We start from the raw sequence: 16,728 nt of genomic DNA, 5'->3' as shown, positions 1-16,728 counted from the left end.
GGAAGGGATTCTTACTCGGGCGGTTAAGAAATTTTGTTAAACTTATTAAAGCACCTATAGTTCCCTTCATTAGGAAGGGTTAGGGCAAGCTTTATTTTTAATTTAATCCGGCAATTCTATCATCTTCTAAAATCGCTTCGGTTTCTTTTTTGATTTTTTTAAGGTTCAATTTTAAATCGCCGTTGACCTCAATTTCTTTGTCGGTGAGCAGGTTTAAAATGGCTTTGTCTTGCGCTCTACCTTTTAGCATGGCATCGCGGTAACCAATATGCTCATTGAAAGTGACCAAAGAATATTTCGAGGAATATTCATTTGGAAATTCCTTTTCTAAAGCCATTTCTATTTTTCTTTTTTCTTGAAATATAGGATTGGCTACATGGTCTTTCATTTCATGAAAATTATCTATGGCCAAATCGGCAATAGCATTGGTGTCTTTTTTTCTGGTTTGTTCATAAGTTTTAAACGTAGTTTCCCAATTGCCTTGATGGTTTTCCAAAACAGAATCAAAAACCGTAACATCCTCGAAAGAAGCATTCATTCCTTGGCCATAAAACGGAACGATAGCATGAGCAGCATCGCCCATTAATAGGGTGTTGCCTTTATAATGCCATGGCGAACATTTTACAGTACCCAAAGGTGCCGTTGGGTTTTTAAAAAAGTCGTCTAAAATATGGGGCATCATGGCTAAAGCGTCTGGGAATTCTTTGGTAAAAAATTCTAAAACATGTTTTTCGGTCGTTAAATTTTTAAAATTGTACTTACCTTCATCGTAATTTAAAAAGAGCGTTACCGTAAAACTACCATTTAAATTGGGTAGGGCTATGAGCATAAAATCACCGCGTGGCCAAATATGAAGCGCGTTTTTATAGGTTTTATAATCGCCATTTTCTTTGGGAAGAATACTGAGTTCTTTATAGCCATGAGTTAAGTAGTTTTGTGAAAAACTAAACAAGAACTTTTTACCTAAATAATAGCTTTTTCGTAGGACTGAACCTGCACCATCCGCCGCGATAATAACGTCGGCATCTTCTACAAATTGATTTTTTGATTTGTAATCTTCAAAAAGAGCGGTGGTTTTTTCAAAATCAACCGACTTACATTTTTTGTTGAAATAAATATTGACGTTTTTAAGCTTTTCGGCTTCATCCAGAAGGAGTGCATTCAAATCGCCTCGTGAAATAGAATTGATATACTCGTAATCTCTTCCGCTATAACTAGACAAAAACGTATGGCCTTTGACATCGTGAATCATGCGGCCATTCATTGGAATACAGAGTGCCTTAACCTGTTCTTCTAAACCAACCAATTTCATGGCTTTGTTGCCGCGGTTAGAAAAAGCTAAATTGATTGAACGCCCTGCACTAATATCAACTTTGCGTAAATCGGGACGTTTCTCGTAAACCGAAACGTTGTATCCGCGCTGCCCTAACCGCAATGCCAAAAGACTTCCGCAAAGTCCTGCTCCAATGACGAGTATGTTTTGTTGTTTATGCATTTAAAATATTTTTCAATTTCTCCACCAAACGATAAACGTCTTCAAATGAATTGTAAAAGGGGGTTGGAGCGCACCGGATAACATCGGGTTCTCTCCAATCGCTAATGACACCAGCCTCAATCAATTTGTCGTGTAACGTTTTATCAGCATTTTTTACCTGAATGGATAATTGGCAACCGCGCTCATCTGGGTTACTTGGGGTGATGATTTTAATACTATCTTCGTTCAATTCCTCCAATAAAAACTCGAAATAGCCTGTTAGTTGTTTTGATTTTTTAGATAATTTCTCAATACCAACTTCGTTAAATAAATCTAGCGAAGCTTTTATAGCGGCCATCGATAAAATAGGAGGGTTGCTAAGTTGCCAACCTTCGGCACCTGGAAGTTGGTCAAATTCCCCACGCATGTTAAACCGTGTTTGTTTATTGTGGCTCCACCAGCCAGCAAATCGGTTGAGGTTTTTGTTGTACGCATGTCTCTCATGTATAAAACAACCTGCCAAGCTTCCTGGGCCAGAATTTAAATATTTATAGGTACACCATGCGGCAAAATCGGCTCCCGAATCGTGTAAATTAAGTTTTACGTTGCCAGCGCCATGGGCACAATCAAATCCTACTTTACAACCGTATTTGTGGCCCAGTTGAGTAATACGCTTTAAATCGAAAAACTGCCCTGTATAATAATTTACCCCACCAATCATCATGAGCGCAATTTCATCGCCTTGTTGTTCCAAAATCTGTTCTAAATCTTCATAACGCAATAATTCCTCATCTTTGCGCGGTTTCCATAAAACCAATCCTTCCTTGTAATCAAAACCATGATGGCGCAATTGCGACTCCACAGCATATTTGTCAGATGGAAAAGCGTCACTTTCAATTAATATTTTATAACGTGTTTTGGTGGGTTGGTAAAACGAAACCATCATAAAATGAAGGTTGGCAGTAAGGGTATTCATCACCACGATTTCAATGGGTTTAGCGCCAACTACTTTAGCCATGCTTTCGGTTAAATACTCATGATATCCCAACCAAGGGTTTTTAGCTTCAAAATGACCTTCTACACCCAAATTAGCCCAATCTTCCAGTTCTTGATTCACATAAGCTTTGGTGGTTTTGGGTTGAAGCCCTAACGAGTTTCCAGTCATATATATTAAATCATACCCGTTACCATCTTTTGGAATGTGAAATTGATTTCGGTAGTTTTTTAATTTATCATTTTGATCTTGTTCCAAGGCATAATCAAGACCAGTTTTATAATTGAGCAAAGCTTTTTTATTTAGTATTTATAACAAAAATAAGAATTCTAAAGATAGAAATATCAACAGGGAAAAGAAGATTTAGTTGCCTGAATTTTTCGTATATTTAATAAAAACTTTGTGCGATGATAGGAACTAAGGAATTTACTAATGGTGAGGTTACCATTGTCTGGAAACCAGAGTCGTGTATTCACTCCGGAATTTGTGTTAAGGGGTTACCCAAGGTTTTTCGGCCTGATATGCGACCTTGGATAAAGATTGACGGTGCGGAGTCTGAAGATTTGATAAATCAAGTAACACAATGTCCATCCGGGGCGTTAAGTTATTATGTGAACGCTCATGTAAATGTGGCATCTACTTTGGAAGAGGCCAAAGTTGAGGTAATGAGTAATGGGCCATTGTTGGTTCATGGTACTATAAAGGTGATTAGCTCAGATGGTTCTACCGAAATGAAAAACAAAACCACGGCCTTTTGTAGATGTGGACAATCCAGTAACAAGCCGTATTGCGACGGAAGCCATGTTAAATCCAAATTTAAAGGCTAGTGATACAATTTCCTATTTGAATTTACCGAAATAAAACTTGCTTTTTTCCTTTCTATTTCAGAATAAAATAGAACTGTAGTTGAGGCTATGCTTGAATTTCCTTCTTCGTATAAACAAAAAAATCACCATTTCTTTTACAATAATTTTAAACAAGAACTGGTATGTAAAAATAAAAAAGCGCTTAAACCAATGATTTGAGCGCTTTAATATATATAGACGCATAAGCGGAATAGTAATTTCTTTCATTTTATATACGTCTATAAGTCTTAAAATGGATGTTATAATTACAAAATTATTAGAGAGTAACAGAAACTTCTGAAAATTTAAGATTCCAATCACCCGTTGCCTTTTTGTGGTCCAAAGCTATTTTAATGCCCTTAAAATCTTGATAGTTTTCAAACGTGTTGCTCAACGAAGGTTCTTGCTGGTTGCCTCTACGAAAAGTCCATTCTTTAATGATGTAATTATTATCATAAAAAATATCATAAGCATCTCCGGGGGTATAGCCGCCTTCGTTCGGATAGGTTATGGTAATTTTATTGAGTACGGTTTTGCTAATGGGTGAAGTTGTTTTTCCAGATTCAGTAATAGATACGCTTTTGTCCCAAACCAATTGAAACGGAATTAGCAACCAAAACTTGTCATTTATAAAAGCTTGATCGGCTTTTAACGAAGTGCTGTCAAGTACTTTTCGGTTATAGATGATGGTGTCGGTTTCTGTTCTTAGAGTAACGTCGTTTGTTTTTGGCCTCCATGTCCAACTTCGTTTTTCGGCAAATGTAAACTCTATTTTAGAAACGTATTTCCAGTTTTCAAAACCATGGGCATTGGCTATTTTTCGAGCAATTGTAGTTTCTATTTCGATGGTTTCCGTCTTTGCATTTTGTTTGCAGTTTACAAAAAAGAATAGGCAGAGACCGATTAGAATTAAATGTTTCATAAGGTTATTTTTGTTGATGGATTTAATGTTTTGTTAAAACGGTTAAGGTGAATTGCATTTTGATGCCATTTAGATTTTGGTGGGTATTGTTGTTTTTTTCTTATCGTATAAAGCCATCAAACCTAAAATTGGACCTATAGCTAAAATAGTGTAAATATATTTTGGATTTATTAAATCTTGAAAAGCGTTCAGAAGTTGTATGCTGATAATGGTTATTGAGAAACCAATACAATTTACTATCGTAAGTGCAGTTGCTTTTATTTCAGCTGATGCATTTTGAGCCACAAGGGTTGAGAAAAGGGGCGAATCGACAATGATAACCATTCCCCAAAAAAGAAGAAAGCCTATAAACAAACTTTCAGATTTAGTCTCGAATATAAATGGCGAAACTAGGCAACAGGTACATGATAGTAGAAGTGCTATAAACGCCAATCGTTTAGTTCCAATCGTTTGTGAAATATACCCACCGAGAACGCAGGCCAATCCACCTATTCCTATAATTAAGAATGATAATAACGGAATATTAAATGTTGCTTCAATATGTTCTGAGCTATATGTCTTCAGTATGATAGGTGCAAATGCCCAAAAGGCGTACAACTCCCACATGTGCCCAAAATAGCCAAACGCGGCCGAACGAAAGTAGCGATTTTTAAATACTCCAAAAAAAGCAGATAAATCCAAATCTTTAACGGGTTTACGGTAGGGGCCATCAGGGACCATTGTTAACATCAATATACCGCCTAACACAGCAAGGAATGAAGTTAAAATTAGCACCGATTTCCATGGAAAAGTGTCAGTCATACTCTTTGCTAAATGGGGGAATGCAGTACCTATTACCAAAGCACCGACTAAAAAGCTAAGAGACTTACCTAGTCCTTTTTCATAATGGTCTGCAGCTATTTTCATACCTACTGGATATATGCCGGCAAGAAAAAAACCCGTAATAAAACGAAGTGAGAGAATACTTGTGAAATTGTTGCCTTCCCATATCGTCCCTATATTAAACGCAGAACCTAGTAGAGCACAGGTTAAAAATACTTTTGATGGCGAATAACGGTCAGCCACATTTAATATGGCAAAGATTAGCGTGCCTAAAATAAACCCAAATTGTACAGCTGATGTCAAATGCCCTAGCGCACTAGTTTTAAGGGCGAAATTTACTATTAGATCACCCATCACGCCATTCCCTGCAAACCAAAGTGATGTACAGCAGAACTGAGAGAATACGATTGTCGGGAGAATTAACTTAGATTGTTTCACTTATTACTGTATTTAATTGCATGCAAAAACGTTGCAATATTTTAAATCCATTGTCTAACTAGGTTAGCTGTAATTTTTAAAATTAAATCTGATTTTAACTTTCGTTATAAACCTGTCCACGATGCGGTTTTAAAGCATCTCTTAACGGTTTCATTTTATCTTCATTAACCACCAAAAATGCTATGCTGTGCATGGGTGTCATTTCTTCAACACCTGTATTATGAATGTTTAATTTTTCAGAATTTATATATTCCTTTAAATGAATTTCGTGGTGTTGGGCGGTTAGATGGGCGTTGGGCCCACGAAAATCCCAAATTAGTTTAAGTTTTCGCATGTTTTATTCAAGCGTTAAAATAGGTGTTAAATATAGCTTAAAATAAGCAATATCTGCTATCTTTGACCGTTTGAAAAACGACTTGCATTATAGGTTTATATTACTATTTTTGTAACCATCGAAAAAAATATTCCATGAAACATCCATTATTCATTATAATCGTAAAGTGTATTGATTATTTGGGTGTTACAACAAACCATTAACAAAACAATAAATATTAACAGATGAAATTAAACAATTTATTGACTTTATTTTTTGCTTTTTTATTTTTTAGTATAAACGGACAAACCAATGACAAAAAAGCACTTTTCACGGTTGATAATGAGCCTGTTTATGCTTCAGAATTTATTAAAGTTTACAAGAAAAACCTCGATTTGGTTCAAGACGAATCACAAAAAGATGTTGATGAGTATTTGAAGCTTTTTACAAACTATAAATTGAAACTAAAAGAAGCTAAAACACTCGGTTTGCATGAGGATGCAAACTATTTAAGGGAACTTAACAATTACAAAAAGCAGTTGGCCAAAAATTATTTGACCGATAGCCAGGTGACCGAAGCATTGGTTGAAGAAGCCTACGATCGTGTTTCACATGATGTAAATGCCAATCATATTTTGGTAAAGGTTGACGAAAATGCCGAGCCAAAGGATACCTTAGCGGCATACAATAAAATTTTGAAATTGCGTGAAAGAGCACTTTCTGAAGGTTTTGAAAAATTGAGGGAAGAGGTACATAATGGTCAAACGGTTTTTGGAGAAAAGCTAGGCTATTTTTCTGGATTTAGAATGGTATATAAATTTGAAAATGCCGCTTTCAATACGCCGGTAGGTGAAATTTCACAACCATTTAGAACTCGATTTGGCTATCATATTGTTAATGTTTTAGATAAACGAAAATCAAAGGGCGAGGTAACGGTAGCCCACATTATGGTGGTTGAAAAACCCAATGATTCACTTGCCGAAAAACCTGAAAACAGAATACAGGATATCTACAAAAAAGTAGAGCAGGGTGAAGATTTTGGAGCCCTAGCCAAACAATTTTCAGATGATAAGAATTCGGCAGTTAAAGAAGGAGTTTTAGCTCCATTTTCCAGTGGACAGCTTAGAGCTAAAGAGTTTGAAGATGTGGCTTTTGCATTAGTGAACGAGGGCGACGTATCAGAGCCTTTTAAAACAGATTACGGTTGGCACATCGTCAAGTTGATTAAGAAAAACCCTGTGCCAGATTTTGAAACCTTAAAGCCAGAATTGGTTAATAAAGTAAAACGCGATAGCCGCTCACAGTTAATTGATGAAGCATTGATAGATAAGCTTAAAGAAAAATATCAAATTAGTAATACTCCGCCAGTTGGTTTAGAGTATTTTGTTTCCATTTTAAATGACGATTATTTTAGTAGAACTTGGAAACTTCCTGAAAACTTAGAAGCTGAAATACCATTTTTAAAAATAGGCGACAAACAATTAACGTTTGGTGATTTTGCTAATTATTTGGAAAGTCAGCAGCGAAATACCACGACTAAAATGTCCTTTAATAAATTGGTTTCAAATAAATACGAAGGGTTTTTGAAACAAAGCTTAATCAATTACCAAGAAGAGAATTTGGAAAATGAAAACCAAGATTATGCCGATATTGTTACCGAATATCGAGATGGCTTATTGTTGTTTGAGTTAATGGAAAACACCATTTGGAATGTAGCATCGACCGATACAGTGGCCATTGATAATTATTATGAGGCCAACAAGAGCAAGTATGTTTCTCCAGAGCGTATTGATGCGGTTGTTGCTTCTTCTTCAAAACAGAAAACGTTGAAAAAGGTAGGTAAATTGCTTCAGAAGGATATGGCTTTAGATGAAATAAAATCGTTGGTAAATAGTAATGATTCTGTGGAGGTAATTTTTACTTCCGATATCATGGACGCCAATCATCAAGCACTTCCGGAAGGACTTGATTTCAAAAAAGGTGTATCTAAAATTTACAAGCATAATGGGGCTTACGTTATCGTAAAAATAAAAGAAGTACTTCCCGAAGCTCAAAAAACTTTCGAGGAAACAAAAGGGCTTGTTATTGCCGATTATCAAAATGAAAAAGAAGAAAATTGGCTAAAAGATTTGGCTAAAAAGTATCCGGTAAAAGTCAACCAAGAGGTGTTTGATGCCGTAAAAAATCAACTTAAAAACAAATAAGTGCGAACAAAGTTCATCATAATAGCTTTATCTACTTTAATGTTTTCTTGCGAATATTTAAAGAAAACAGAAGTACGCGAGCCTGTTGCCAGGGTAAACGAAAGTTATTTGTTTGCTGATGATATTAAGGATTTGATGCCAGACGGTGCATCTAAAGAAGATAGTACACTTTTGGTACAGAACTTTATAAACCGTTGGGCCACGCAGCAACTATTGATGGATGGTGCTATGTTTAACCTAAGCGAAGAAAAGCAAAACGCTTTTAATAAACTGGTTGAGCAATATAAAAACGACCTGTACACCAAGGCATATATAGAAGCTTTGGTAAAGCGAAGTATAGATACCGTAATTCCGCTTGACGAAGCTCAAAAGTACTATGATAATAACAAAGAGGTTTTTAAGCTTAATGAAGAACTTATCAAATTCAGATATGTGAATATTGACGAAAATATGATTACGTTTGATGAAGTGAAAACGCGTTTTAAGCGTTACAATGATAAAGACAAACGGATATTGGACTCCATTTCCATTCAGTTTAAATCATATTCCTTTAAAGATTCAGTTTGGATAAAACTCAGTCAAGCTGTTAATAAAATCCCAGCGGTAACCTCTGAAAATAAAGACCAACTGTTAAAAAAATCTAATTTTGTACAACTCAAAGATTCATTAGGAGTATATTTGATGCAAATAAATGATGTCTTGTTGCGAAATGAAACTGCGCCGTTAGAGTATGTAAAGCCAACAATCAACCAAATAGTTATCAATAAGCGGAAGTTGGACCTCATTAGGAAATTAGAAAAAGATATTACTAAAGATGCTATTAAAAACAAACAATTTGAAATATATAATTAATCTAAAACGCCTAACATTAATTTGTTTTACACTATTTGCATTCAATGTTTTGACTTCCCAAGAGATTATTGAAGATAAAAAAGAAGTTGCTGTGGCCGAAACAAAAGCCTCGGTTTCTAATGTGCAAACTGGCAAAAAGGTTGATGGCGTAGCGGCCGTTGTGGGCGATTATATTGTCTTAGACTCTGATGTTCAGAAGGAACGTGAACAAATAAAAGCGGCAGGAGGGTCAGTTGATGGTATTGGCGATTGTCAGCTTTTCGGTTTGATGCTTGAAAAAAAGCTTTATGCCCACCACGCGGTACAAGATAGTTTACCCGTTTCTGATGCCGAAATTCGTCAAAGTGTCGATTATCAAATTCAACAGTTCTTGCAACAAACTAACGGTTCTATGGAAAGGCTTTTGGCATTCTATAATATGGAAGACGAAAAGACCTTTAGAGATGAAATGTTTGAAATAAACAAAGCCAATCAATTGGCTTCAAAAATGCAAGCCAAAATTGTTGAAGACATTGAAATTACTCCAGAAGAAGTGCGTACGTTTTTCAATAAAATTCCGAAAGATGAACGACCAACTTTTGGCACCGAACTTAAAGTGGCACAAATTGTTGCCGAGCCAAAAGTATCAGAAGAAGAAAGGCAAAAAGTTATAGACCGTCTAAAGCAATTTAAAGAAGATATTGTTGAAAAAGGTGCAAGTTTTCGCTCTAAAGCTGTTTTGTACTCCGAGGATCCTGGTTCAGCGAGCCGAGGCGGTAAGTATACTCTAAACCGCAAGCGCCCAAAAATGGTTAAGGAGTTTAGGGATGTGGCATTTTCATTGCGAGAAGGCGAAGTATCCGATCCGTTTAAAACAGATTTTGGATACCATATTATCACGCTTGAAAAAATTAGAGGTCAGGAGTATGATGTGGCACATATTTTATTATCTCCGAAAGTGTCTGATAAAGCTGTCGAAGAAGCCAGAACCCGATTGGAAAAAGTTAGAAAACGCATTGTTGATGGCGATATTTCGTTTGCTGATGCCGCCAGGGAAGCCAGTGATGAAAAGGAAACCCGAGCAGATGGCGGACAGTTAATTAACCCAACCACACAAGATTATAATTTTGAATTAACACGAATGGATCCTGAGTTGTACGCCCAGATTCAGAACCTTAAAGATGATGAGGTGAGTTTGGTGTTAAAGGAAGAAGACCGAACAGGAAAAGTAAAGTTTAAAATATTGATGGTTACAGATAGGATTGACGAACATGAAGCTGATTATGCACGCGATTTCCTGAAGATTAAAGAATTGGCACTAGAGGAGAAGAAAATTAGGGAAATAGAAAAGTGGCAAGAAGAAAAAATAATGGATACTTACATAAAAATTAGCGGTAAATATAGAGATTGTGAGTTTTCAAGTAACTGGTTAAAAAATTAAATTTATGTCTGATGTTGCTGCTATCGAGCAATTTGTAAAACAATACAAAAACCTGAAAGACGAAATTGCCAAGGTTATTATTGGGCAAGACGAGGTTGTAAACCAAATTTTAATTTCTGTTTTTTCAGGAGGACACTCGTTGTTAATAGGTGTTCCCGGTTTAGCGAAAACCTTAATGGTCAATACTATTTCTCAAGCGCTCGGTTTAGATTTTAAACGCATTCAGTTTACACCAGATTTAATGCCAAGTGATATTTTGGGGAGTGAAATTTTAGATGAGGACCGTCATTTTAAATTTATAAAGGGCCCCATTTTTGCCAACATAATTTTGGCCGATGAGATTAATAGAACACCGCCAAAAACCCAAGCTGCCCTTTTAGAAGCTATGCAAGAGCGTGCCGTTACGGTTGCGGGGCATCATTACAAATTAGAATTGCCATATTTTGTTTTAGCAACACAAAACCCTATTGAGCAAGAAGGGACCTATCCATTACCTGAAGCACAATTAGACCGTTTTATGTTTGCCATCAATCTAGAATACCCTTCATTTAAGGAAGAAGTTGAAGTGGTAAAAGCTACAACAAATGATGTTGAGGTGAAGGTAAACGCACTTTTTTCGGCCAAACAAATTATAGATTTTCAGCATCTTATTCGACGTATTCCAGTGCCAGACAATGTTATTGAATATGCCGTAGCTCTGGTAGGTAAGACTAGGCCAAGCTCAGATGCAGCTCCAGAAATTGTAAAAACATATATCGATTGGGGGGCAGGGCCAAGAGCCTCACAGAACCTCATTTTAGCGGCTAAAACCCATGCGGCCATAAATGGTAAATTTTCACCAGATATTGAAAATGTTCAAGCTGTAGCACAAAGTGTATTAAGACATCGAATTATTAAAAACTACAAGGCAGAAGCCGAAGGTGTTTTCGAAGAACAGATCATAAAGAGTCTGTTTTGATAAGGAAATAGTTTATTGTTTTGTTGAATCTTCATTTTTTTAACTTTTTTATTAAAAAAATACAAATCAAATAAGTTAGTTATAACACTATCATAATAAAGTATTATTGCCGATTGTATTACGCGGCTAATTTTAAAAAATTACTTTAAATTTATTATTTTGCGTTGCTTTTTAAAAAACTAAAAACAAAGAAAACTAATAAAAGGGCTTTTTGTATAACCAAATAGTCTGTGGTCAGTATTTACTGTGCGTACAGATGTTGCGGTTTCCTATGGTAAGCCTATAAAATTGAAAAGACTTCTAACATGAACATTTACAACGATTACATCAAGGAAATCGAAGAAAGAAAAGAACAAGGTTTGCACCCAAAGCCAATTGAAGGGGCAGAATTAATCTCAGAAATCATTGAGCAGATTAAAGACGCCAATAATGCTAATAGAGAGGATTCGCTTAAATTCTTTATTTACAATGTAGTACCAGGTACAACAGGTGCTGCTGGTGTAAAAGCTAAGTTTTTGAAGGAAATAATTCTTGGTAATGTTGTTGTTGAAGAAATTACACCAAAATTCGCTTTTGAACTCTTAGCGCACATGAAAGGTGGCCCTTCTATTGAAGTACTTCTAGATTTAGCTTTGGGAAATGATGAGGCTATTGCTAAACAAGCAGCAGAAGTTTTAAAAACCCAAGTATTCTTGTATGAGGCCGATGTAGCTCGTTTAGAAGATGCTTATAAAGCAGGTAATGCTATTGCAAAAGAGTTGCTTGTAAGCTATGCGAAAGCTGAGTTCTTTACAGAACTTCCTGAAGTTGAGGAAAAAATTGATATAGTTACTTTCATTGCTGGAACGGGTGATATTTCAACTGATTTGTTATCTCCTGGTGCTGATGCGCACTCGCGTTCTGATAGAGAATTGCACGGACAGTGTATTTTTGAGCACAACAAGGAAATGCAGCAAGAATTAATTGCTTTAAAAGAACAATACCCCGATAAACGAGTGATGTTGATTGCTGAAAAGGGAACAATGGGTGTTGGTTCTTCAAGAATGTCGGGTGTAAATAACGTAGCGTTGTGGACAGGCATTCAAGCTAGCCCATATGTGCCATTTATTAATATGGCTCCCATTATTGCAGGTACGAATGGTATTTCGCCAATTTTCTTAACTACTGTAGGCGTAACAGGTGGGATTGGTATCGATCTTAAAAACTGGGTAAAGAAAACAGACGCAGAAGGCAATACTATTGTTGATGAAAATGGAGACCCAGTATTAGAGCAAACATACTCAGTTGAAACAGGAACTGTTTTAACCATCAACACAAAAGAAAAGAAGCTATATAAAGGAGATAAAGAATTAAAAGATATTTCTACTGCATTAACGCCGCAAAAGATGGAGTTTATTAAGGCTGGTGGTTCTTATGCGGTTGTTTTCGGTAAAAAGCTACAAACCATAGCTTCGGGTATTTTAGGAATTGAAATTCCTACGGTATATGCACCTTCAAAAGAGATTTCTCATGAAGGACAAGGTTTAACGGCGGTTGAAAAAATATTCAATAAAAATGCTGTTGGAACTACTCCGGGTAAAACATTGCATGCTGGTTCTGATGTTCGTGTAGAGGTTAATATTGTAGGTTCTCAAGATACTACAGGTTTAATGACGTCTCAGGAGTTGGAAGCTATGGCAGCGACTGTTATTTCTCCAATTGTTGATGGGGCTTACCAATCGGGTTGTCATACGGCTTCAGTTTGGGACGATAAGTCTAAGGCGAATATTCCTAAACTGATGAAGTTTATGAATGATTTCGGCTTAATCACAGCTCGTGACCCGAAAGGCGTTTATCCAGCAATGACAGATGTGATTCATAAAGTACTGAATGATATTACCGTTGATGATTGGGATATCATTATTGGTGGTGACTCGCACACACGTATGTCCAAAGGGGTCGCTTTTGGTGCTGATTCAGGTACAGTTGCATTAGCTTTAGCTACAGGTGAAGCTTCAATGCCAATTCCAGAGTCGGTAAAAGTAACTTTCAAAGGCGATATGAAAAGTTATATGGACTTCCGTGATGTAGTTCATGCTACCCAACAACAAATGCTAAAGCAGTTTAGTGGTGAGAATGTGTTCCAAGGGCGTATTATTGAAGTACACATCGGTACCTTAACGTCAGATCAAGCCTTTACATTTACGGATTGGACTGCAGAGATGAAAGCAAAAGCTTCTATCTGTATTTCAGAAGATGAAACTTTAATAGAATCCTTAGAGATTGCGAAAGGTCGTATCCAAATCATGATTGATAAGGGTATGGATAACAGTATTAAAGTTCTACAAGGGTTAGTAGATAAAGCGAATACTAGAATTCAGGAACTTAAAACGGGGATTAAAACGTCTTTACGTCCAGATGCTAATGCGAAATACTACGCTGATGTAGTTATCGATTTAAATCAGATTGCTGAGCCAATGATTGCTGATCCAGATGTAAATAATGAAGATGTTTCTAAGCGTTATACACACGATACCATTCGTCCGTTGTCTTACTACGGTGGTACTAAAAAAGTAGACCTTGGTTTTGTAGGATCTTGTATGGTTCATAAAGGCGATATGAAGATTTTGGCTCAGATGTTAAAGAACATCGAGTCGCAACAAGGTAAGGTTGAATTTAATGCACCATTAGTAGTTGCTCCTCCAACTTACAACATTGTTGATGAATTAAAGGAAGAAGGCGATTGGGAAGTGCTACAGAAATACTCGGGTTTTGAGTTTGATGATAATGCGCCTAAAGCTGCCGCACGTACTAAGTATGAAAACATGCTTTATTTAGAGCGTCCTGGTTGTAATCTTTGTATGGGTAACCAAGAAAAGGCTGAGCCAGGAGATACGGTAATGGCAACATCTACACGTTTATTCCAAGGTAGGGTTGTGAAAGACTCTGGAGAGAAAAAAGGAGAATCTTTATTGTCATCTACCCCAGTTGTAGTTTTATCTACTGTTTTGGGTAGAACCCCAACAATGGAAGAATACGAAGCGGCTGTAGATGGTATTGTTTTAACTAAGTTTAAACCATCTCAAAAACAGTTGATTAACGTGTAATTATATTCACTAATTATTTATTCAAAGCCCAAATCTGACGATTTGGGCTTTTTATATTTCTTATAACTTAGATTTTTAGTATTTTAGTGATGAACTGATAAGTTTAACATTTAAAATAAATAAAAATACATATGGCATTTGACATTGACATGATAAAAGGTGTTTACAACACTATAGGTGAGCGCGTAAACAAAGCTCGAGAGATTGTAGGGAAACCATTAACCCTATCAGAGAAGATTCTATATTCTCATTTATGGGATGGTAATACAAGACAGGCATATGTAAGAGGCAAGGATTATGTGGATTTTGCACCGGACAGAATAGCATGCCAAGATGCTACCGCACAGATGGCACTATTACAGTTCATGCAGGCGGGAAAAGACAAAGTGGCCGTGCCAACAACGGTGCATTGCGATCACTTGATTCAGGCAAAGGAAGGCGCTGCAACCGATTTAAAGCATGCCAATGATATTAGTAGTGAAGTTTTTAACTTTCTAGAGTCGGTATCCAATAAATACGGTATTGGTTTTTGGAAACCCGGCGCAGGGATTATACATCAAGTAGTTTTAGAAAATTATGCGTTCCCAGGAGGCATGATGATTGGTACCGATTCACATACCGTTAACGCTGGTGGATTGGGAATGGTAGCTATTGGTGTTGGAGGAGCTGATGCCGTTGATGTTATGGCCGGAATGGCATGGGAACTTAAGTTTCCAAAATTGATTGGTGTTAAGTTAACCGGAAAACTTTCTGGATGGACGGCACCAAAAGATGTGATTTTAAAAGTAGCCGAAATTCTTACCGTAAAAGGTGGAACTGGGGCTATTGTTGAATATTTTGGCCCAGGAGCCACTTCTATGTCTTGTACAGGAAAAGGGACTATTTGTAACATGGGTGCCGAAATAGGCGCAACCACATCTACTTTTGGTTATGACGAGTCTATGGAGCGTTATTTGCGTTCTACCGATAGAGAAGATGTTGCCGATGCGGCAAATGCGGTTAAAGAACATTTAACAGCTGATGCTGAGGTTTACGCCAATCCAGAACAATATTTTGATCAGGTTATTGAAATTAATCTTTCTGAGTTGGGACCATTGTTAAACGGACCATTCACTCCAGATTTATCAACGGAAGTTGGTACAGCGATGTCTGAAAAAGCAAAAGCAAATGATTGGCCTATTAAAGTAGAATGGGGATTAATAGGGTCTTGTACCAACTCCTCCTATGAAGATTTGTCGAGAGCGTCTTCAATTGCTCAACAAGCTTTAGATAAGAATTTAAAAACTAAGGCAGAATTCGGTATAAATCCTGGTTCTGAACAAGTACGTTACACTGCTGAACGAGATGGTATTCTTGCCGTGTTTGAAAAACTAGATGCTAAGATATTTACCAATGCATGTGGACCATGTATTGGACAATGGGCAAGATATAAGGATCCCAAAAATGCGCCAAAAAATAGTATTGTGCATTCATTCAATAGAAACTTTGCGAAACGCGCAGATGGTAATCCTAATACACATGCCTTTGTGGCATCACCAGAATTAACAGCGGCTATTGCCATAGCTGGACGTTTGGATTTTAATCCGCTTAAAGATAAGTTGATTAATGAAGATGGTCAGGAAGTAATGTTGGATGAGCCAACAGGATGGGAATTGCCACCAAAAGGTTTTGAAGTTAAAGATAACGGATACTTAGCGCCAGAAGAAGATGGAAGTCATGTTCAAGTGGAAGTAAAAGATGATTCTGAGCGTTTACAATTATTAACACCATTTGAGCCATTAGGAGATGCTATTACAGGTGCTAAATTGTTAATAAAAGCATTTGGTAAATGTACTACTGACCATATCTCGATGGCCGGGCCATGGTTACGCTTTAGAGGTCATTTAGATAATATTGCGAATAATACATTAATTGGTGCTGTTAATGCATTCAATCAAAAGACAAACTTTGTAAAAAACCAATTAACTGGTGATTATGGAGGTGTGCCAGATGTGCAACGTGAATATAAAAAAGCTGGAATAAAAACAGTTGTTGTGGGCGACCATAACTACGGTGAAGGGTCTTCACGTGAGCATGCAGCCATGCAGCCAAGACATTTGGGTGTTGCTGCCGTAATTGTAAAATCGTTTGCAAGAATCCATGAAACAAACCTTAAAAAGCAAGGTATGTTAGGATTAACCTTTGATAACGAATCCGACTACGATTTAATACAGGAAAACGATACGTTCAATTTTCTAGATTTGGATCAGTTTGCTCCAGACAAGCAGTTAACTTTAGAAGTTGTTCATGATGATGGTTCAAAAGACACCATTAAACTGAACCATACCTATAACGGTGCCCAAATTGCGTGGTACAAAGAGGGTTCTGCATTAAACTTAATTAAAAGGCAAAATGCTTAAA

At 36.8% G+C, this 16,728-nt stretch carries 12 protein-coding genes; 7 read left to right on the top strand and 5 right to left on the bottom strand.

Going from position 1 to position 16,728, the window contains the following annotated elements; genetic code table 11:
• Nucleotides 1-97: 97 nt before the first annotated feature.
• Nucleotides 98-1,495: an FAD-dependent oxidoreductase gene (locus ACIEHO_RS12720; RefSeq protein ID WP_406972289.1), complete on the bottom strand. Its 1,398-nt coding sequence runs from the start codon at nucleotides 1,493-1,495 to the stop codon at nucleotides 98-100.
• The gene (gene kynU, locus ACIEHO_RS12715) at nucleotides 1,488-2,759 is read right to left on the bottom strand and encodes a kynureninase (RefSeq protein WP_406972287.1); all 1,272 of its coding nucleotides are present in this window, start codon (nucleotides 2,757-2,759) and stop codon (nucleotides 1,488-1,490) included. Before kynU ends, ACIEHO_RS12720 begins: the two co-directional genes overlap by 8 nt.
• A gap of 116 nt (nucleotides 2,760-2,875) precedes the next feature.
• On the opposite strand from kynU, the gene ACIEHO_RS12710 reads away from it, so the two are divergent.
• On the top strand, nucleotides 2,876-3,295 hold the full coding sequence (locus ACIEHO_RS12710; RefSeq protein ID WP_406972285.1) for a (4Fe-4S)-binding protein: 420 nt from the start codon (nucleotides 2,876-2,878) through the stop codon (nucleotides 3,293-3,295).
• Between the two features lie 295 nt (nucleotides 3,296-3,590).
• Here ACIEHO_RS12710 and ACIEHO_RS12705 read toward each other — a convergent pair whose 3' ends face one another.
• From ACIEHO_RS12705 to ACIEHO_RS12695, 3 genes are all read right to left on the bottom strand, one after another.
• Entirely contained in the window at nucleotides 3,591-4,235 is a 645-nt protein-coding gene (locus ACIEHO_RS12705) for a hypothetical protein (RefSeq protein WP_406972283.1), read from the bottom strand.
• 69 nt (nucleotides 4,236-4,304) lie between these two features.
• Nucleotides 4,305-5,495 (bottom strand): MFS transporter, encoded by a 1,191-nt coding sequence (locus ACIEHO_RS12700; protein WP_406972281.1) that lies wholly within the window; start codon nucleotides 5,493-5,495, stop codon nucleotides 4,305-4,307.
• A 94-nt stretch (nucleotides 5,496-5,589) separates the two neighbouring features.
• Nucleotides 5,590-5,829, bottom strand: a complete 240-nt coding sequence (locus tag ACIEHO_RS12695) for a hypothetical protein (RefSeq protein WP_406972279.1) — start codon at nucleotides 5,827-5,829, stop codon at nucleotides 5,590-5,592.
• A gap of 224 nt (nucleotides 5,830-6,053) precedes the next feature.
• On the opposite strand from ACIEHO_RS12695, the gene ACIEHO_RS12690 reads away from it, so the two are divergent.
• The 6 genes from ACIEHO_RS12690 to ACIEHO_RS12665 all read left to right on the top strand — a co-directional run bounded on the left by ACIEHO_RS12690 (nucleotide 6,054) and on the right by ACIEHO_RS12665 (nucleotide 16,727).
• On the top strand, nucleotides 6,054-8,012 hold the full coding sequence (locus tag ACIEHO_RS12690) for a peptidylprolyl isomerase (RefSeq protein WP_406972277.1): 1,959 nt from the start codon (nucleotides 6,054-6,056) through the stop codon (nucleotides 8,010-8,012).
• The gene (locus tag ACIEHO_RS12685) at nucleotides 8,013-8,864 is read left to right on the top strand and encodes a peptidyl-prolyl cis-trans isomerase (RefSeq protein WP_406972275.1); all 852 of its coding nucleotides are present in this window, start codon (nucleotides 8,013-8,015) and stop codon (nucleotides 8,862-8,864) included.
• On the top strand, nucleotides 8,827-10,284 hold the full coding sequence (locus ACIEHO_RS12680) for a peptidylprolyl isomerase (protein WP_406972273.1): 1,458 nt from the start codon (nucleotides 8,827-8,829) through the stop codon (nucleotides 10,282-10,284). Before ACIEHO_RS12685 ends, ACIEHO_RS12680 begins: the two co-directional genes overlap by 38 nt.
• Before the next feature lie 4 nt (nucleotides 10,285-10,288).
• Nucleotides 10,289-11,242 (top strand): AAA family ATPase, encoded by a 954-nt coding sequence (locus ACIEHO_RS12675; protein ID WP_406972271.1) that lies wholly within the window; start codon nucleotides 10,289-10,291, stop codon nucleotides 11,240-11,242.
• A 305-nt stretch (nucleotides 11,243-11,547) separates the two neighbouring features.
• Nucleotides 11,548-14,328, top strand: coding sequence for a bifunctional aconitate hydratase 2/2-methylisocitrate dehydratase (locus ACIEHO_RS12670; RefSeq protein WP_406972269.1), 2,781 nt, complete (start codon nucleotides 11,548-11,550; stop codon nucleotides 14,326-14,328).
• Nucleotides 14,329-14,459: 131 nt separating this feature from the next.
• Nucleotides 14,460-16,727 (top strand): aconitate hydratase, encoded by a 2,268-nt coding sequence (locus tag ACIEHO_RS12665; protein WP_406972267.1) that lies wholly within the window; start codon nucleotides 14,460-14,462, stop codon nucleotides 16,725-16,727.
• Nucleotide 16,728 lies beyond the last annotated feature (1 nt).

The sequence above is a fragment of the Flavisericum labens genome (assembly GCF_045446075.1).
In the GTDB taxonomy this organism is placed as follows: domain Bacteria; phylum Bacteroidota; class Bacteroidia; order Flavobacteriales; family Flavobacteriaceae; genus Flavisericum; species Flavisericum labens.
The sequence above is the reverse complement of the archived record's forward strand: the minus strand, read 5'-3'. Positions and strand labels throughout refer to the sequence as shown.